At 59.7% G+C, this 16,719-nt stretch carries 18 protein-coding genes and 1 other annotated feature; of the genes, 9 read left to right on the top strand and 9 right to left on the bottom strand.

The window, feature by feature from the left end; translation table 11 throughout:
• Nucleotides 1–28: 28 nt before the first annotated feature.
• The gene (ilvD, locus tag B5G42_RS04070) at nucleotides 29–1,690 is read right to left on the bottom strand and encodes a dihydroxy-acid dehydratase (RefSeq protein WP_087266877.1); all 1,662 of its coding nucleotides are present in this window, start codon (nucleotides 1,688–1,690) and stop codon (nucleotides 29–31) included.
• 117 nt (nucleotides 1,691–1,807) lie between these two features.
• Here ilvD and B5G42_RS18830 point away from each other — a divergent pair, with 117 nt between their 5' ends.
• Nucleotides 1,808–2,479, top strand: a complete 672-nt coding sequence (locus tag B5G42_RS18830; RefSeq protein WP_087266874.1) for a FadR/GntR family transcriptional regulator — start codon at nucleotides 1,808–1,810, stop codon at nucleotides 2,477–2,479.
• A 39-nt stretch (nucleotides 2,480–2,518) separates the two neighbouring features.
• Here B5G42_RS18830 and B5G42_RS04060 read toward each other — a convergent pair whose 3' ends face one another.
• Nucleotides 2,519–3,454, bottom strand: a complete 936-nt coding sequence (locus B5G42_RS04060; protein ID WP_087266869.1) for a CHASE3 domain-containing protein — start codon at nucleotides 3,452–3,454, stop codon at nucleotides 2,519–2,521.
• 152 nt (nucleotides 3,455–3,606) lie between these two features.
• Here B5G42_RS04060 and B5G42_RS04055 point away from each other — a divergent pair, with 152 nt between their 5' ends.
• Nucleotides 3,607–4,626: an acyltransferase family protein gene (locus B5G42_RS04055; protein ID WP_087266866.1), complete on the top strand. Its 1,020-nt coding sequence runs from the start codon at nucleotides 3,607–3,609 to the stop codon at nucleotides 4,624–4,626.
• Between the two features lie 48 nt (nucleotides 4,627–4,674).
• On the opposite strand, the gene ilvC is transcribed toward B5G42_RS04055, so the two are convergent.
• The 3 genes from ilvC to ilvB form a co-directional block, all read right to left on the bottom strand.
• Entirely contained in the window at nucleotides 4,675–5,694 is a 1,020-nt protein-coding gene (gene ilvC / locus B5G42_RS04050; protein WP_087266863.1) for a ketol-acid reductoisomerase, read from the bottom strand.
• Between the two features lie 131 nt (nucleotides 5,695–5,825).
• Entirely contained in the window at nucleotides 5,826–6,383 is a 558-nt protein-coding gene (gene ilvN, locus B5G42_RS04045; RefSeq protein ID WP_087187708.1) for an acetolactate synthase small subunit, read from the bottom strand.
• A 14-nt stretch (nucleotides 6,384–6,397) separates the two neighbouring features.
• Nucleotides 6,398–8,107, bottom strand: a complete 1,710-nt coding sequence (gene ilvB, locus B5G42_RS04040) for a biosynthetic-type acetolactate synthase large subunit (RefSeq protein ID WP_087187709.1) — start codon at nucleotides 8,105–8,107, stop codon at nucleotides 6,398–6,400.
• Nucleotides 8,108–8,163: 56 nt separating this feature from the next.
• Nucleotides 8,164–8,382, bottom strand: a binding site (T-box leader).
• A 363-nt stretch (nucleotides 8,383–8,745) separates the two neighbouring features.
• Between ilvB and rsxC the strand changes: the two genes are divergently transcribed.
• From rsxC to B5G42_RS04010, 6 genes are read left to right on the top strand one after another with little or no spacing between them, the layout of a single operon-like run.
• Nucleotides 8,746–10,092: an electron transport complex subunit RsxC gene (gene rsxC / locus B5G42_RS04035; RefSeq protein WP_087187710.1), complete on the top strand. Its 1,347-nt coding sequence runs from the start codon at nucleotides 8,746–8,748 to the stop codon at nucleotides 10,090–10,092.
• Nucleotides 10,089–11,150: an RnfABCDGE type electron transport complex subunit D gene (locus tag B5G42_RS04030; RefSeq protein ID WP_087266860.1), complete on the top strand. Its 1,062-nt coding sequence runs from the start codon at nucleotides 10,089–10,091 to the stop codon at nucleotides 11,148–11,150. Before rsxC ends, B5G42_RS04030 begins: the two co-directional genes overlap by 4 nt.
• Nucleotides 11,151–11,153: 3 nt before the next feature.
• Entirely contained in the window at nucleotides 11,154–11,711 is a 558-nt protein-coding gene (locus B5G42_RS04025; RefSeq protein WP_087266856.1) for an RnfABCDGE type electron transport complex subunit G, read from the top strand.
• A 14-nt stretch (nucleotides 11,712–11,725) separates the two neighbouring features.
• Nucleotides 11,726–12,409: an electron transport complex subunit RsxE gene (rsxE, locus tag B5G42_RS04020; RefSeq protein WP_087266853.1), complete on the top strand. Its 684-nt coding sequence runs from the start codon at nucleotides 11,726–11,728 to the stop codon at nucleotides 12,407–12,409.
• A complete protein-coding gene (gene rsxA, locus B5G42_RS04015) occupies nucleotides 12,409–12,999 on the top strand; it encodes an electron transport complex subunit RsxA (RefSeq protein ID WP_087266850.1) in 591 nt (196 codons plus the stop codon). The genes rsxE and rsxA overlap by 1 nt, the downstream gene beginning before the upstream one ends.
• Nucleotides 13,000–13,021: 22 nt before the next feature.
• On the top strand, nucleotides 13,022–13,924 hold the full coding sequence (locus B5G42_RS04010; RefSeq protein ID WP_087267093.1) for an RnfABCDGE type electron transport complex subunit B: 903 nt from the start codon (nucleotides 13,022–13,024) through the stop codon (nucleotides 13,922–13,924).
• A gap of 59 nt (nucleotides 13,925–13,983) precedes the next feature.
• Here B5G42_RS04010 and B5G42_RS04005 read toward each other — a convergent pair whose 3' ends face one another.
• From B5G42_RS04005 to B5G42_RS03995, 3 genes are all read right to left on the bottom strand, one after another.
• A complete protein-coding gene (locus B5G42_RS04005; RefSeq protein WP_087187715.1) occupies nucleotides 13,984–14,154 on the bottom strand; it encodes a DUF1540 domain-containing protein in 171 nt (56 codons plus the stop codon).
• A 128-nt stretch (nucleotides 14,155–14,282) separates the two neighbouring features.
• Nucleotides 14,283–15,140 carry a hypothetical protein gene (locus tag B5G42_RS04000; protein WP_087266847.1) on the bottom strand — a complete coding sequence of 286 codons (858 nt, stop codon included), beginning with the start codon at nucleotides 15,138–15,140 and terminating at the stop codon, nucleotides 14,283–14,285.
• Nucleotides 15,137–15,664, bottom strand: a complete 528-nt coding sequence (locus tag B5G42_RS03995) for a gamma carbonic anhydrase family protein (RefSeq protein WP_087266844.1) — start codon at nucleotides 15,662–15,664, stop codon at nucleotides 15,137–15,139. Before B5G42_RS03995 ends, B5G42_RS04000 begins: the two co-directional genes overlap by 4 nt.
• Nucleotides 15,665–15,781: 117 nt before the next feature.
• On the opposite strand from B5G42_RS03995, the gene B5G42_RS03990 reads away from it, so the two are divergent.
• A complete protein-coding gene (locus B5G42_RS03990) occupies nucleotides 15,782–15,994 on the top strand; it encodes a hypothetical protein (RefSeq protein ID WP_087187718.1) in 213 nt (70 codons plus the stop codon).
• A 44-nt stretch (nucleotides 15,995–16,038) separates the two neighbouring features.
• Here B5G42_RS03990 and B5G42_RS03985 read toward each other — a convergent pair whose 3' ends face one another.
• Nucleotides 16,039–16,581, bottom strand: coding sequence for a putative ABC transporter permease (locus B5G42_RS03985; protein WP_087266841.1), 543 nt, complete (start codon nucleotides 16,579–16,581; stop codon nucleotides 16,039–16,041).
• Nucleotides 16,582–16,719 lie beyond the last annotated feature (138 nt).

The following is a 16,719-nucleotide window of genomic DNA, read 5'->3' as shown; positions in this document are numbered from 1 at the left end:
TTTTGCACATGGAAACGAAAGCGCGGGTTTATTCCAGCACCGCGCCCCGGGAGGCGGAGGTGACCAGTTTGGCGTACCGGGCGAGATACCCCGTTTTGACCTTGGGCTCGGGGCATACCCACTTGGCCTTGCGCTGGGCCAGGGTGGCCTCGTCCACCTGAACCTCGATCTTGCAGGAGGGGATGTCGATGGAGATGATGTCGCCCTCCTCCACAAAGGCGATGGGGCCGCCCTGAGCAGCCTCGGGGCAGACGTGGCCGATAGCGGCGCCTCGGGTGGCTCCGGAGAACCGGCCATCGGTGATGAGAGCCACGCTCTCGCCCAGACCCATACCCACGATAGCGGAGGTGGGGTTGAGCATCTCGCGCATACCGGGACCGCCCTTGGGACCCTCGTAGCGGATGACTACCACGTCGCCGGGGACAATCTTGCCGGCGTAGATGGCGGAAATAGCCTCCTCCTCGCTGTCAAAGACACGGGCGGGGCCGGTGTGGGCCATCATCTCAGGAGCCACAGCGGAGCGCTTCACCACGCAGCCCTCAGGGGCCAGATTGCCCTTGAGCACGGCAATGCCCCCGTCGGGGGAGTAGGGATTCTCGATGGGGCGGATGAGCTCCGGATTGCGGTTGGTGACGCCCTCCAGATTCTCCTCCAGAGTCTTGCCAGTGCAGGTCATGACGCTGGTGTCCAGCAGGCCCTTCTTGGTCAGCTCCTTCATCACGGCGTACACGCCGCCGGCCCCCTCCAGATCCTCCATATAGGTGTCGCCGGCGGGAGCCAGGTGGCACAGGTTGGGGGTCTTGGAGGAGATCTCATTGCTCATGTCCAGATCCAGCTCAATGCCGCACTCATGGGCGATGGCGGGCAGATGGAGCATGGTGTTGGTGGAGCAGCCCAGGGCCATGTCCACCGTCTCCGCGTTGTGGAAGGCGGCAGGGGTCATGATGTCCCGGGGACGGATGTCCTTCTTTACCAGCTCCATGATCTGCATACCGGCGTGCTTGGCCAGCCGCAGACGGGCGGACCACACGGCGGGAATGGTACCGTTGCCACGCAGGCCCATACCGATGGCCTCGGTGAGACAGTTCATGGAGTTGGCGGTGTACATACCGGAGCAGGAGCCGCAGGTGGGGCAGGCGTTGTTCTCATAGTCCTCCACGCCGCACTCGTCCAGCTTGCCGGCCTTGTAGGCGCCTACCGCCTCAAACATATGGCTCAGGCAGGAGCGGCGGCCGTCATTGAGCCGACCGGCCAGCATGGGACCGCCGGAGCAGAAGATGGTGGGGATGTTCACACGGGCGGCGGCCATCAGCAGGCCGGGCACGTTTTTGTCGCAGTTGGGGATCATGACCAGACCGTCGAACTGATGGGCAATGGCCATGGCCTCGGTGGAGTCGGCGATCAGGTCGCGGGTGACCAGAGAATACTTCATGCCAATGTGGCCCATGGCGATGCCGTCGCATACAGCGATGGCGGGGAACTCCACCGGGGTGCCGCCGGCGGCCCGGACGCCGGCCTTGACCGCCTCGGCGATCTTGTCCAGATTCATGTGGCCGGGGACGATCTCATTGTAGGAGCACACCACGCCGATGAGGGGACGCTCCAGCTCCTCCTTGGTGTAGCCCAGAGCATAAAAAAGGGAGCGGTTGGGGGCGCGTTCCACGCCCTTGGTAACATTGTCGCTGCGCATGGGGAATGACCTCCTTCTATGTATCACTTGCGTTGTATGATAACGCTTGCATTGTCTGACTATATACTATATGATAGTGGCAGAACTGTCAAGGACTGACCAGAAGGGAAGTAGGGTATGGAGAAAAAAAGTTTGGCCCAGCAGACGGCAGAGGGGCTATACAGTCGTATCGTGGTGGAGAAGGGACTTAAGCCGGGGGAGAAGCTGCCCAATGAGGTGGAGCTGGCCGGGGAGCTGGGGGTGAGCCGGGCCACCCTGCGGGAGGCCATCCGCACCCTGACTGCCCAGGGGGTGCTGGAGGTGCGCCGGGGCAAGGGCACCTTTGTGTCGGCGGCGGTGGAGGAGATGGACGACTTCGGCTTCTCCAGCCTGGAGCGGGTACGGGGGCAGCTGCGGGACCTGTTTGAGCTGCGCTCCATTTTTGAGCCCAGGGCTGCCGCCCTGGCCTGTCAGCGGGCTACAGAGGAGGAACTGGCAAATATCCTGGCCCGGGGAGAGGAAGTAGAGCGGTGCATCCGGGCGGGGGAGGACCGAACCCAGGCCGACCGGGCCTTCCACGCCGCCATTGTCCGGGGAACCCACAACGAGTTTCTGGTGCGGCTGCTTCCCCTCATCGATCAGGCGGTGTCCGCCGCCCTGACAGCGGGGGAGCACCAGGAACAGCTGGCGGAGGACACCTGCCGGGACCACGCTCTGCTGATGGAGTTTTTCCGCAAGCGGGACGGGGAGGGGGCACACTACGCCATGGCCATCCATATGCGCCACTCCATGGATGTGATGGGGCTGTAGAAAAGCGGCCCCCAGACGGGGGCCGCGCAAGGCGTTAGGTTACAGATTTCGCAGGTCGGTATCCATCAGGAAAGGCATGGAAGTTTGGATCAGATCAATGCGCTGGTCAAAGGCCTCCGCATCAAAATTGTCGCTGGAATCAGACATGGCCTGGGCAAATTCCTGGTCAGAGGCATCCAGCAGAGCGCATACCGGAGTAAGGAATTCCTCCCACTGCGCGGCGGCTTCCATCAGGGCGTCATAGCCCTCCTGATAGTAGGGAGGGGGCGTCAGCTGGGACAGAGCATCCTTCACCTGATCGTAGGAAGCCTGGGCGGTGCGATAGGCCTCCCGATAGGGCTCAGTGTTGAAGCTGATGGTGAAGTTGATGGTGTTGAAAAAGTCATGGATGCCGCTGGTGAACTCGCCCACCACCTCCAGGGCTTCCTGCTGGAATGCTATTGCGTTCTGAACCTCGGTGGTCTGATAGCTGGTTCCGGCCAGAGTAGTGGTCAGTACCAGTTCCTCCGGATGCTCGGAGGCCTCCGGCGGGATCTCAACAATGCAGTACAGGGTGAAATCCCGCAAAGGCGGCAGGGGGGTATGGCCGGCATAGGCGTTGCCGTTGCCCGCGATATCCTGATCAAATTCCGTATATTCATATTTCCCCTGGTAAAATACCTTATTGGAGAGTACGGTTTCCGGGATAAGATCGTCCTCCGTGGCGCCGGTATTTTTGATGTTGTAGATAGCGCACAGGTAATCGCTGTCATCCTTGGCATCCAGACTGATATTTTCATCCACCACTGCGTCCAGAATGACCACCCCTTTCAGGGTGAGCTCAGCGGTTTCCGATGTGACGGTCTGGCCGGTGGTCAGCGCTTCCAGCGCCTGAGACGGGGCGGCGGAAGGACTGTCAGGCGCTCCGCCGCAGGCGCACAGAGAGACGGAGAGCGCCAGAGCCAGGGCCCCAGGCAGCAGCCGGTGACATTTCATTGCAATTTCCCCCTCATTAGATAATGTGTACTTATACTATAACATGAGAAAACGGTAATCTACAATGTGCTGGGAGCATAGGAACATTTGCGGGGATTGACGGAGGAGAAGGAGCCACCTATAATGAAACCACGATAAAAGGGGGTGGACAGGTGATCGACGAAAACGGCAGGGAAGTTGGCGGCTATGGGCTGCTGAGCCGCTACCGGGGAGAGCTGATGGGGATTGCCATGCTGTGTGTGATGCTCTTCCACGCCTATGAGCTGAACGACGCATTCCTGCCCTTCAAGGCGTTTCGCTCCATGGGCTTCGCGGGGGTGGACATCTTTCTGGTGCTCTCCGGCATGGGAATCTGCTGCTCCCTGGCCCGGCGGGAACAGGAGTCCTACGGGCGCTATCTGGGCCGGCGGCTGCGGCGTCTGCTGCCCGCCTTCTGGCTGGTGGTGGGGATCTACAGCGTGGCCCTGGCCGTGGCGGGGCGGATCACCCCCAATGTGATCTTCTGGAATCTGTCTACCTTATCCTACTGGCTGAATGTGCCGGAGGGGTTCAACTGGTATATCTCCGCCATTCTGGTGTTCTATCTGGCGGCCCCGCTCTACTTTAAGCTGTTCCGCCGCTGCTCCCATAAAGAGTGGCTGACCCTGTTCGTCTATCTGATCAGCTACCTGCTCTATCGGGTAACCTGGGGGGCCGGGCTGCTGTATCTGCCGGATTTTCTGCTGCGTATTCCCGATTTTGCCATGGGCTTTCTGGTGGGCTCCTATGTGATGGAGGGCAAAAAACTCAATGCTCGGCACCTGGCGGTGTGTGTGACTTCAGCTGTTCTGGCACTGGCAGTTGTGGCCGGCTGGCTGGTCCAGCCGGTGATCTTCCCCCTGATTCTGGCGGTTGTGGTGGGTGTGATGCCTGTCTGCCTACTTCTGGGTAGAGTGCTGCACTGGTACCCCGGACGGTGGGTCCCTGCCTTCCTGCGTCTGGTGGGGGGGAGTAGCCTGGAGATCTACCTGCTCAACGTGGTGATCACCCGGGAGTTCGGCCTGCTGGCGCCCTGGCTCGACCACGATCCCCGACACATCAGCTTCTATCTCATCGCCTATACGCTCAATATCGCTTTGGGCGTGCTGCTCCACCGGATCCTGGAGCGGCTCATGAGGCGGTTTGCATCCTGAGTATAAAAAGTGGCCCTCCAGCCGGAGGGCCACTTTTTTATATTGCAATTAGTTGGAAGCGGTATCCAGGTCGGTATCGCCGCCCCAGATCATGTTCTTGCGCAGCTCCTCGCCTACGATTTCCATCTGGTGCTTTTTGAGGGCGGCACGCTTGGAGTTGAAGAAGGTACGGCCGTTCTTATTCTCGGCGATCCACTTGCCGGCGAAGGTGCCGTCCTGGATGTCGGCCAGCACAGCCTTCATGTTCTTCTTGGTCTCCTCGTAGGGCAGCACACGGGGACCGGACACATACTCGCCGTACTCGGCGGTGTCGGAGATGGAGTAGTTCATGGCGGCCACGCCGCCCTTGTTGATCAGGTCGATGATGAGCTTCATCTCGTGGATGCACTCGAAGTAGGCGTTCTCGGGCTCGTAACCGGCCTCCACCAGGGTCTCGAAGCCGCACTTCATCAGATCCACTACGCCGCCGCACAGCACAGCCTGCTCACCGAACAGGTCGGTCTCGGTCTCGTCGTGGAAGGTGGTTTCCATGACGCCGGCGCGGGCGCCGCCGATACCGGCGATGTAGGCCAGGGCGATCTTATAGGCGTTGCCGGTGGCGTTCTGCTCCACGGCCACCAGGCAGGGCACGCCCTTGCCGTTGACGTAGGTGGAGCGGACGGTGTGGCCGGGGCCCTTGGGGGCAGCCATGAACACATCCACGCCGGCGGGAGGCACGATCTGCTGATAACGGATGTTAAAGCCGTGGGCGAAAGCCAGGGCCTTGCCCTCGGTCATGTAGGGAGCGATATCCTTCTTGTAAACCTCAGCCTGAACCTCGTCGTTGATGAGGATCATCACAATGTCGCCCCACTGAGCGGCCTCAGCAACGGTTTTGACCTGGAGCCCGGCCTGCTCGGCCTTGGCCCAGCTCTTGGAACCCTCACGCAGGCCAACGCACACATCGCAGCCGGAATCCTTCAGGTTCATGGCGTGGGCGTGGCCCTGAGAGCCGTAGCCGATGATGGCGATCTTCTTGCCGTTCAGGTAGGACAGATCACAGTCCTTCTCGTAATACATCTTAGCCATAGTCTTTGCACTCCTTTGTCAAATGAAGGTTTTTTTTCTTGTCCACGATGATAACACAGCGGGGAAGAAAAGAATGATAAGTGTGATACAATCTCAGAAAAGATTTCGGCGTGGCTTGTATTTCTAAAATATTACAGGAAATTCTTCCCGAGATTAAATTCGGTTTGCTCCTTGGTCTCGTCCTCAATGGTATAGGCGCCCCGCTCCAGGGCCACCATGCCGGTGCGGACCAGCTCCAGGATGCCGAAGGCCTCCAGCAGCTTCTGCATGGCCTCCGCCTTGGTCTCATCGCCGATGAGGGCCAGGGTCAGGGATTTCAGAGATACGTCGATGATGGAGGCCCGGAAAATGTTGGCGATCTGGATGACCTCGTTGCGGATGTCGTGGGTCTCCGCCTTCACCTTGAACATCACCAGCTCACGGCGGATGGAACGCTCCGGCTTCAGCTCCTGCACAGAATAGACGGGGTACTGCTTGCGCAGCTGGTTCATGATCTGCTCGATCATGGGGGCGTCGGCCCACACCTCGATGGTGATACGGGACACCGTGGGATCGTCGGTGGTGCCCACGGCCAGAGACTCGATGTTATAGCCCTTTCGGGAGAACAGCCGGGAGACCTGGGACAGGACGCCGGCGGCGTTTTCAACCAGCACCGAAAGGGTGCGGCGGGTGGCATTCATTTCATTCATATTCCACACCCTCCTTAGTCCAGAATGAAGTCAGTGACCGGCGTACCGGCGGAGATCATGGGATGGACCATGGCGTCCTTGTCGATGGCGCACTCGATCACATAGGGACGGCCGGAGGCCACGGCACGGCGGAAAGCGGCCTCAAATTCCGGCTGGGTGGCTGCACGCTCACCCTGGATGCCGTAGGCCTCCGCCAGCTTCACAAAGTCGGGGCCCCGGTCCAGGTCGGTCTGGGAGAAACGTTTGTGGTAGATCAGGTTCTGCCACTGGCGTACCATACCCAGGGTCCGGTTGTTGAAGATCACGGTAATGACCGGGATGTTATAGTGCTCGGCAGTACACAGCTCATGGCAGTTCATGCGGAAGCAGCCGTCGCCGGTGCACTGGACCACCACCTTGCCCGGGTTGCCCACGGCGGCGCCCATGGCGGCGCCCAGGCCGAAGCCCATGGTGCCGAAGCCGCCGGAGGTGATCAGCTGGCCGGGGCGGGAGAAGTGGTAGTACTGGGCGCACCACATCTGGTGCTGGCCCACGTCGGTGGTGATGATGGCGTCCCCGTCGGTGACCGCCTGAATGGTCTCCAGAATCTCATGGGGGTGGAGAATGTCGTCCTTCTTCAGGGGGATCTCCTTGTGGGAGAACACCCATTCCTTCCACTCGGGATAGTCGTGGGCGGGCAGCTTGGTGTTGAGCAGCTCCAGCACCCGACGGGCGTCGCCGATGATGTGGTGGTCGGTGACCACGTTCTTATCGATCTCGGCGCGGTCAATATCGATGTGGACGATTTTGGCGTTGGGGGCGAAGGTGGCGGGGTCGGTGGCCACCCGGTCGGAGAAGCGGCAGCCAATGGCGATGAGCAGGTCGCACTGATCGCTGGCGTGGTTGGAGGCGTGGGAGCCGTGCATTCCGATCATGCCGGTGAACAGCGGGTGGTCACCGGGGCAGGCACCGCCGCCCATAATGGTGGAGGCCACCGGAGCATTGAGGGTCTCAATGAATTTCCGGAACTGAGGCACAGCGCCCTTGGAGCGGATCACGCCGCCACCCACCAGCACCAGGGGACGGCGGGCCTCCTCGATCATGTCCAGCAGGGTCTGGATGTCGCCGGCGTCGGGCTCGGGGGCCTTCAGCTCATGGCTGGCCCGGCGGAGCATGGCGGCCAGACGGCCATGGTTGGGGTGCTCAGACAGGGGCAGGGGTTCGTACTCCGCCTCAGCGGCGGTGACGTTCTTGGCGATGTCCACCAGAACCGGACCGGGGCGGCCGGTGCGGGCAATGGCAAAGGCCTCCCGGATCACGTCGGCCAGCTGGTTGGGGTCCTTTACCAGGTAGTTGCACTTGGTGATGGGCATGGAGATACCGGTGATATCCACCTCCTGGAAGGAGTCCTTGCCGATCAGGTTCTCGCTGACGTTACAGGTAATGAACACCACGGGGGAGGAGTCGTAGTAGGCGGTGGCAATACCGGTGGTCAGGTTGGTGGCGCCGGGGCCGGAGGTGGCGAAACACACACCCACCTTGCCGGTAGCCCGGGCGTAGCCGTCAGCGGCGTGGGAAGCGCCCTGTTCGTGGGCGGTGAGGATGTGACGGATCTTATCCTTATAGCCGTGCAGCTCGAACTCGTCGTATACATTTAGAATGGTGCCGCCGGGGTAACCGAATACGGTATCCACCCCCTGCTCCAGCAGACATTCCATCAGGATCTGGGCTGTTTTCATTCTCATGGTGGAAAAGACCTCCTTTGGCTGGTATGGGAGAAAAATAACATGGCGGCTTCGTCCCATAGGACGAAGCCGCCATGACACTCCGTGGTACCACCTAACTTCGCGGGCATACCCGCGCACTCATGCCCCGGTAACGGAGGGTAACCGTCCCCGCCTACTGCCTTCGGCGGAGCCGCTCCCGGGTGACCTTCCGATGCGGCCTCACGGGAGCTTACACCAACCGCTCCCTCTCTGCGCTTATGCGCCGCCCGTACTGTCCCGGTCATCGCATTTGAAGCGTCCATCCCAGAGGATGAACTGCAAGTTGTAGGTATAATCATAGCTTTCCCGGTGGGTTTTGTCAATCTGCCATTTGAAACTTCTGCATTTTAAACAAGTAAAGTACCGTGACAGGGGGACAGAATCCACGGTTCCGCCAATTGGAAAACTGGCTGGTATAGTTTTTAAAAAGGAGGAAAAGCAAGGAAGAATTCAGCTTTTTGATAAAACCGGTGAGTTTAAATGAAAAAACGGTGAGAAATTTGACGGTTTTAACTGGACAATTTGTGTGCTTTGCGATATGATAATTCTGTTTGAGATACCGGTCAAACAACTCAGAAAAATGGCCCGTGTGTGGGTCAGATTTGCGAGGTGGACCTATGAAGCAAAGCTTTTACGGCGGCGTGCATCCCCATGACCGGAAGGAGCTGGCACGCCACAAGGAGATAGCGCCTCTGAGCGCTGCTCCCAAGCAGGTGGTCATCGCTATGTCCATGCATATCGGTGCTCCCTGTAAGCCCATCGTTGCTGTGGGCGATCACGTTAAGGTGGGTCAGAAGATCGGCGAGATCGCCGGTCTGGGCGCCCCCATCCACGCTTCGGTCTCCGGCGAGGTCAAGGCGGTGGAGCCCCGTCCCTATGTGGGCGGCGGCAAGTGTATGTCGGTGGTGATCGAGAACGACTTCCAGGATACCTGGGGCTCCGAGCTCGTTCCCCATCCCGATTACACCAAGCTGAGCACCGATGAGATCGTCAACATCGTGAAGGAGGCTGGCCTTACCGGTATGGGCGGCGCCGGCTTCCCCACCCATGTGAAGATCAGCTCGGGCATCGGCAAGGTGGACACCGTGATCCTCAACGGCGCCGAGTGTGAGCCCTACATCACCGCCGACCATCGCCTCATGCTGGAGTATGGCGAGAAGGTTGTGGGCGGTCTGCGCATCCTCATGCAGGCCTTCGGCCTCAAGAGCGGCGTGATCGGTGTGGAGGCCAACAAGGAGGATGCCATCGAGCACCTGCGTGCTCTGGTGGGCGGCAAGGGTGACATCACTGTGGAGTCTCTGCGGACCCGGTACCCCCAGGGTGCTGAGAAGCAGCTGATCCAGCGCATCACCGGCCGTGAGGTGCCTCCCGGAGGCCTGCCCGCCCATGTGGGCTGCGCCGTGTTCAACGTGGGCACCGCTGCTGCTGTGTACGATGCCGTGGTGGAGGGCAAGCCCGTCACCCACCGTGTGATCACCGTCACTGGCGACGCCATCCAGGAGCCCAAGAATCTGATGGTGCCCCTGGGCGTGTCCTTCCAGGAGCTCATCAACGAGGCCAAGGGCTTCAAGGAGGAGCCTGAGCGCATCCTCACCGGCGGCCCCATGATGGGTATCGCTCAGTATGACCTGAACGTGACCTGCATCAAGGGCACCAACGCCGTGCTTTGCCTCACCAAGCACGAGGCTGCCCCCGTGGTGGAGGAAGAGGTCTGCCTGCGCTGCGGCCGCTGTGTCAACGTCTGCCCCATGCATCTGACTCCCGTGTATATGCACCTGTATGCCGGCAAGGGTATGTGGAAAGAGGCGGAGGCCCTCAACGTTATGGACTGCATCGAGTGCGGTTCCTGCAACTACATCTGCCCCGCCCGCATCCATCTGGTCCAGTCCTTCCGCGTGACCAAGGGTGAACTGCGGAACCTGGCGGCCAAGGAAAAAGCGGCAAAGGAGGCGGCCAAAGCATGAATGAGGAAAAGAAGCTGAATCTGACGGTGGCCTCGTCCCCCCACGTGGCCTCCCCCATCGATACCCAGAACCTGATGCGCGATGTGCTCATCGCGCTGGTGCCCGCCCTGGTCATGGGCGTGGTGTTCTTCGGCCCCCGTGCTCTCGTTGCCACGCTGATCTCTGTGGTGGCCTGCGAGTTCTTTGAGTGGGGCTATCGCAAGCTGATGAAGAAGTCCTGCGCCAACAAGGACCTGTCCGCTGCCGTTACCGGCGTGCTGCTGGCCTTCGTGTGCGCCCCCACTCTGCCTTACTGGATGCTGATCATCGGCGATTTCTTCGCCATCGTGGTGGTCAAGCAGCTCTTCGGCGGCCTGGGCCAGAACTTCATGAACCCCGCCCTGGGCGGCCGTGCCTTCCTGATGCTGTGCTATCCTGTGGCCATGACCACCTGGATCGTGCCCGGTATCGGTACCGACAAGTGGGCCGGCCTCATCTCCGGTGAGGTCACCATGTCCGGCGCTGACATCGTCACCGGCGCCACCCCCCTGTCCGCCGACTTCATGCACGGCGGCCTGCTGCCCGAGGCCTCCCTGCTGGACGCCTTCGTGGGCAATGTGGGCGGCTGTATCGGCGAGGTGTCCGCCCTCATGCTGCTGCTGGGCGGCCTGTACCTGATCTGGCGCGGCGTGATCCGTGCCCGCATCCCCGTGGCCTACATCGCCACTGTGGCCGTGCTCACCTTTGCTTTCCCCATGGGCGGCAATGACCGGCTGACCTGGATGCTCTATCAGCTGTGCACCGGCGGCCTGATGCTGGGTGCCTTCTTCATGGCTACCGATTATGTGACCAGCCCCGTCACCAAGAAGGGCGAGGTCATCTTTGGCATCGGCTGCGGTCTGCTCACCGTGTTTATCCGCTACTTCGGCGGCTATCCCGAGGGTGTGTCCTACTCCATCCTGATCATGAACTGCTGCGTGTGGCTCATTGACAAGGTGGGCAAGCCCAACCGTTACGGCGTTACCAAGGAAATGAAGGCCGCCGCCAAGGCAAAGGCCAAAGCCGGAAAGGAGGGCTAAGCCATGAGCGAAACTGTTACTAAGAAGAAAGAAGCCGGCATGGCCACTCTGGTCATTGTGCTGTTTGCTATCTGCGCCGTTACCGCTCTGCTGCTGGGCCTGACCAATGAGGTCACCAAGCCCTACATTGCGGCCAACAACGAAAAGACCACCCAGGAGGCCATGGCTGCTGTGCTGCCTGCCGACAGCTATGAGAAGGTTACCGATCAGTACACCGGCGGCGACGCTACCGTGGAAGACGTCTACAGCGCCGGCGACGCCGGCTATGTGGTGCAGGTCAAGCCTGCCACTTCCTTCAGCGGCAACCTGACCATTATGGTAGGCGTGGACGCTAGCGGAGCCTGCTCCGGTGTGTCCATCGTCAAGACCGGCGAGACCTCCGGCCTGGGTTCCAACGCCAGCAAGGAGGATTTCCGTGCCCAGTTCGTTGGTGCCACTGGTGAGGTCCATGTGACCAAGGACGGCGGCACCATCGACGCGCTCACCGGCGCCACCATCACCTCCCGAGGCGTATGCGAGGCGGTTTCCTCCGCTATTGCCGCCGCGGCCAGCATGGGTTAAGGAGGGAACAAACCATGAATGCAAGAAAACAACTGATGGACGGTCTGTTCTATCAGAACCCCGTTACCGTCCAGCTGCTGGGTATGTGTTCCACCATGGCCATCACCACCACTCTGTTCAACGGACTGGGTATGGGTGTGTCCGTGCTGGTGATCCTGACCCTGGCCAATATTATCATCGCAGCTCTGCGTAAGATTATTCCCAACAATATTCGTATTGCCTGCTTCATCGTGGTCATTGCCGGTTTCGTGACCATCGTGGACCTGATGCTCCAGGCATTCGTACCTGCTCTGTCGGCCAGCCTGGGTCTGTTTATCCCTCTGATCGTGGTAAACTGTATCATTCTGGGTCGTGCCGAGTCCTTTGCCTACAAGAACGGCATCGGCGCTTCCGCCATGGACGGTATCTTCCAGGGCCTGGGCTATACCATGATCCTGGTAATCATGTGTGTGGTCCGTGAGTTCCTGGGCAACGGCACCATCATGGGCGGCCTGCTGGAGATCGGCAAGGACGGCAACCTGGCCTTCGGCCTGGGCACTGCCGCCGGCATTCGTATCCTGCCCGAGGGCATCCCCGCTCTGGGCATGATTCTCCCTGTGGGCGGCTTCATCACGCTGGCCGTGCTCATCGCTGCCATGCAGTACATTCTGAACAAGCCCAAGAAGGGCGAGAAAAAGACTGAGGAGGTGGCCAAGTAATGGATTGGGCAAACCTGTTTACCGTGGCCCTTGGCGCCATCCTGGTCAATAACTTCATCGTGGCCCAGTTCCTGGGTATCTGCCCCTTTATGGGCGTGTCCAAGAAGGTGGAGACGGCCTCCGGTATGGGCCTGGCCGTTATCTTCGTTATGGGTCTGGCTTCCGCTATCTGCTGGCCCATCAATGAGCTGATTCTGGTGCCCCTGGGGCTGACCTTCATGCAGACTGTGACCTACATCCTGGTCATTGCCGCCCTGGTGCAGTTCATCGAGATGTTCCTGAAGAAGTCCATGCCCTCCCTCTATGAGGCCCTGGGCGTGTACCTGCCCCTGATTACCACCAACTGCGCCGTGCTGGGCGTGGTGCTCCAGAACACCCAGAACAGCTACGATTTTATTACCAGCGTGGTATATGGCGTCACCGGCGGTATCGGCTTCCTGCTGGTCATCGTGATCTTCGCTTCCATTCGTGAGCGGATGGAGTTCTCCAAGTGCCCCAAGGCCTTTGAGGGCTTCCCCATCGCCCTGATGGCCGCCGGCCTGGTGGCTCTGGCCTTCATGGGCTTCTCCGGCCTGAAGGTCTTTGGTTAAGGGAGGCGGATGAATCATGGATATGAATACTGTTATCTTTGCCGTTGTGGTCCTGGCTGTGCTGGGCGCCATCTTCGGCCTGGTCCTGGCCATTGCCGCCAAGGTGTTCGCCGTTGAGGTGGACCCCCGGGAGGAGGCCATTCTGGGCTGCCTGCCCGGCGCCAACTGCGGCGGCTGCGGCTTCCCCGGCTGCTCCGGCTATGCTGCCGCTGTGGTGAAGGGCACTGCTCCTGTCAACGCTTGTGCTGCCGGCGGTGATGCGGTTGCCGCTCAGATCGGCGAGATCATGGGCGTGGCTGCCGGCGCCTCCGTCAAGATGATCGCTCAGGTCCACTGCACCGGCTGCGGTCAGAACTACAAGCAGTACAACTATGTGGGTCTCCACGACTGCGTGGCCGCCTCCAAGCTGCCCGGCGGCGGCGACCTGGGCTGCTCCTACGGCTGCCTGGGCCTGGGCTCCTGTGAGAAGGTCTGCCCCTTCGACGCCATTCACGTCATCGACGGCGTGGCCAAGGTGGACGAGGAGAAGTGTAAGGCCTGTAACAAGTGCGTGGACGTTTGCCCCCGCCACATCATTGCTCTGGAGCCTTACAAGACCAAGCGTCACGTCACCATTCCCTGCTCCTCCCATGACAAGGGTGTGTATGCCCGGAAGGTGTGCGACAACGGCTGTATTGGCTGTTCTCTGTGCATGAAGAACTGCCCCAAGGAAGCCATCACCATGGTCAACAACCTGGCCGTGATCGACTACGAGAAGTGCATTGGCTGCGGCATCTGCGCCCAGAAGTGCCCCCGCAAGCTGATCACCGTGGATGGCAAGGTGCCCGAGGTCAAGCCTGCGGCGCCCAAGGCTGCCCCTGCTGCCGCCGCCGCCCCCAAGGCGGAGGCTCCCAAGGCCGAGGCCCCTGCCGAGCCCAAGGAGTAATTCCAAATACAAAAAACAGGACCTGCTTTCGCAGGTCCTGTTTTTTGTTGCTCAGGTGCTTAGTGCTGGCCCAGCTGGAAGGAGGCGCACTCGGTGGAGGCGCACTTGGTGGCGTTGGGCTCGCAGCAGCCGACCTTGATCTCATTCAGGGTGCAGTAGTTCTGGCCGCCGCAGTGATGGGCACAGTTGGTGACGGAGCACTTGATGCTGTTGTTAGGGGTCTGGTTCATTGCAAATTCCTCCTTGTTACCGTGGTACGCTCCTAGTATGGGCGGAATGGAGGAACTCTATGCAGGTATGTAGTAAAAAAATCTGCCAAAAGGGGAGAGTAGGTGGAAAAACAGAGGAGCAAAGCAGCTTAATTCTGTGTGGGATCGTCCTGATCTGCCGTTGTTTCCACATCGTCCACCACAGTGGGGATAAACTGGGGAGCAAATTTGCCCTTGCCGCGGTTTTTCACATAAAAGAAGCCGATGGTGGAAAAGACCACAGCGCCAATAAAATTCACGAACAGATCCTTCATGGTGTCGATAATGCCGATGTCCAGATAGCCGCCCAGCCCCAGAGATTGCTGGGCGCCGTCGGCAGTGACCACAATCACATCTGTAATATGTTTGATGGAGACAGGGTGATTGCCTCCGGTGGGGTCCAGCATCACCGAGCCAATGGAATTGACCACGGTATCCTTCTGCATATCCAGCAGGAAGAGCTGGTCCATCGAGAACTCAAAGAACTCCCAAAGCACGCCGATGGTCATAGAGAAGCAAAAGGCTACCACAGCCAGATAGACCGGAGAGAGGCTGAATTTTAGTTTTTCATTCCGGTTGAGGATGTCCAGCAGAGAGAAGCCGATGGCAGCGCACAGGAAACCGTTGAGGGTATGAAGCATGGTGTCCCAGTAGGGATACTGGATGTAGTAGGCTTGGATCTCACCAAGGATTTCTGCGGCAAAGATGAAAAGTAAGATGATAATTTCCAGCGTGTCCGGAATCTCCACACGAATGGTGCGCTCCAGGAAGGAAGGCAGCGTAAAGAGAAACAGGGTGAGAACACACAGAAACACGTTCTCAAAATTACCCTTGAAGGACTGGGCCACGATGGCCACAATAACCAGGGCCCGGAGAATGATATAGACTGCGGTCACACCGGGTTTGGCCTTTACCTCTTCTTTCAGCGCCTGTCGGCGCTGTCCCTTGGGGTGATGCTCTTTTTTCATGTTGTTACCTCCTGACCGACAGCGGGAAGTTGGGCCGCAGACAGCTCCCGATAGAGCTGGGCGGAGTGGGGCAGGGATTCCTGCTCATCCGGGCGCAGGGGCCGGACCGCTTTGGCAGGGGAACCCATCACCAGGCTGCCCGGCGGGATTACCGTGTTCTGGGTGACCAGCGCCCCGGCCGCCACCAGACTGCCTGCACCGATGACGCAGCCGTTGAGCAGGATGGCGCCCATACCGATGAGGCATCCGTCTTCTATTGTGCATCCATGGAGGATGGCGCCGTGGCCTACAGTTACATCCCGACCGATGACAGTGGGAAAGTCCGGGTCGCCGTGGACCACCGCCTGGTCCTGCACGTTGGAGCCTGCGCCCAGGCGGATGGAGCACTCATCGCCCCGCAGAACCGCGCCGTACCAGATGCTGGCGGCGGGGCCGACAGATACCTTGCCCACAAGGGTGGCATTGGCGGCGATTCTGGCCTCCGGGTGGAGCTGAGGAACATGGTTATCCAGAGAATGGATCATAGAAAGTGGGGCCTCCTTATCCGGATATATGGTATGCACACCATTATAGTCTGCCCCACATCAGCCCGCAAGTCAAATCTGCGGCACTGGCGCATAGACTGGGGTGGAGGTGAGCGCATGGAACTCAAACGCAATCAGATTACAGTAGGGGAGCTGCTGGACCATCCGGGCAGCCGGGCGGTGCTTCAGCGCCGGTTCCCTATGCTATTCAAGCATCCCATCCTGGGGGCTGCCCGCTCCATCACCCTGGAGCAGATCCTCTCGGTAGCCCAGGCTTACGTATCCCAGAAGAAGATTGACGAGACTCTGAATGACCTGAGACGGGCATGAGGGACGCCCCCTTTCAGATACAAAAATCTGAAAGGGGGCGTTTTTCACGCTGGCTTTCGTCGGAACAGCCGGACATACCAGCGTAGAGAACCGGTATCCCGTGTTCGGCGCAGCAGAAGGGCGGTGAGTACCGTATCTACGCACAACAAAGCCGCAGCGGGTGGTGTGGCCCAGGTTGGAATGGCGGCAGCCAGCCAGGCAATCGTTGGATGGAGCAAATAATAGAGGGCCAGAGTCAATGCGCCCCAGTACAGGGAGAAACGGAGGCAGATGTGCCGGCCCAGATGCAGGGGCAAATGGGAGTAATCCCAGAAGGACACCAGAAAGACTTTTTCATAAAAAAGACCCGCCAGAAGCTCTGCCGCCGTACAGATCAGAACCGCGGCGGGGAACAGCAGAAGCGGCTGGGCCCGCACACACTCCGGCAGCAGGAGCAGACCCAGCGCGCCCAACCCATAGACCGGGCAGATGGGAAGAAGCAGGCGGCACTTCCGGTCCTGCTTGGATTCACCACTCAGCCGGGCATAGCCTACCTCGATGAGAAAGCCGACAAAGCTATAAATTAGAAAGATCCAAAACAGCGACATGGCATAGCCTCCTTTGCTTTTTAGTGTGGGCATAACCTGAGCAAAGGATACCCTGTCAGTCTTTACACAGAGCCGGGCAGATTGAACGGCGTAGATGTCAAGGAGGAGTGGGAAAAAAGTAGGAAATTTGTCCATTCT

It is taken from the genome of Flavonifractor sp. An91 (assembly GCF_002159225.1).
GTDB classification, from domain to species: domain Bacteria; phylum Bacillota; class Clostridia; order Oscillospirales; family Oscillospiraceae; genus Flavonifractor; species Flavonifractor avicola.
This window is presented reverse-complemented; position numbering and strand designations above follow the sequence as displayed.

What these genes read in the sequence shown, in the direction of transcription:
- B5G42_RS04005 (WP_087187715.1), bottom strand. Translation starts at nt 14,154, where the DNA reads ATGAACCAGACCCCTAACAACAGCATCAAGTGCTCCGTCACCAACTGT.
- rsxE (WP_087266853.1), top strand. Translation starts at nt 11,726, where the DNA reads ATGAATGCAAGAAAACAACTGATGGACGGTCTGTTCTATCAGAACCCC.
- ilvN (WP_087187708.1), bottom strand. Translation starts at nt 6,383, where the DNA reads ATGAATGAAATGAATGCCACCCGCCGCACCCTTTCGGTGCTGGTTGAA.
- B5G42_RS03985 (WP_087266841.1), bottom strand. Translation starts at nt 16,581, where the DNA reads ATGTCGCTGTTTTGGATCTTTCTAATTTATAGCTTTGTCGGCTTTCTC.
- B5G42_RS18830 (WP_087266874.1), top strand. Translation starts at nt 1,808, where the DNA reads ATGGAGAAAAAAAGTTTGGCCCAGCAGACGGCAGAGGGGCTATACAGT.
- B5G42_RS04030 (WP_087266860.1), top strand. Translation starts at nt 10,089, where the DNA reads ATGAATGAGGAAAAGAAGCTGAATCTGACGGTGGCCTCGTCCCCCCAC.
- B5G42_RS04010 (WP_087267093.1), top strand. Translation starts at nt 13,022, where the DNA reads ATGAATACTGTTATCTTTGCCGTTGTGGTCCTGGCTGTGCTGGGCGCC.
- ilvC (WP_087266863.1), bottom strand. Translation starts at nt 5,694, where the DNA reads ATGGCTAAGATGTATTACGAGAAGGACTGTGATCTGTCCTACCTGAAC.
- B5G42_RS04000 (WP_087266847.1), bottom strand. Translation starts at nt 15,140, where the DNA reads ATGAAAAAAGAGCATCACCCCAAGGGACAGCGCCGACAGGCGCTGAAA.
- B5G42_RS04025 (WP_087266856.1), top strand. Translation starts at nt 11,154, where the DNA reads ATGAGCGAAACTGTTACTAAGAAGAAAGAAGCCGGCATGGCCACTCTG.
- rsxC (WP_087187710.1), top strand. Translation starts at nt 8,746, where the DNA reads ATGAAGCAAAGCTTTTACGGCGGCGTGCATCCCCATGACCGGAAGGAG.
- ilvD (WP_087266877.1), bottom strand. Translation starts at nt 1,690, where the DNA reads ATGCGCAGCGACAATGTTACCAAGGGCGTGGAACGCGCCCCCAACCGC.
- B5G42_RS04060 (WP_087266869.1), bottom strand. Translation starts at nt 3,454, where the DNA reads ATGAAATGTCACCGGCTGCTGCCTGGGGCCCTGGCTCTGGCGCTCTCC.
- ilvB (WP_087187709.1), bottom strand. Translation starts at nt 8,107, where the DNA reads ATGAGAATGAAAACAGCCCAGATCCTGATGGAATGTCTGCTGGAGCAG.
- rsxA (WP_087266850.1), top strand. Translation starts at nt 12,409, where the DNA reads ATGGATTGGGCAAACCTGTTTACCGTGGCCCTTGGCGCCATCCTGGTC.
- B5G42_RS03990 (WP_087187718.1), top strand. Translation starts at nt 15,782, where the DNA reads ATGGAACTCAAACGCAATCAGATTACAGTAGGGGAGCTGCTGGACCAT.
- B5G42_RS03995 (WP_087266844.1), bottom strand. Translation starts at nt 15,664, where the DNA reads ATGATCCATTCTCTGGATAACCATGTTCCTCAGCTCCACCCGGAGGCC.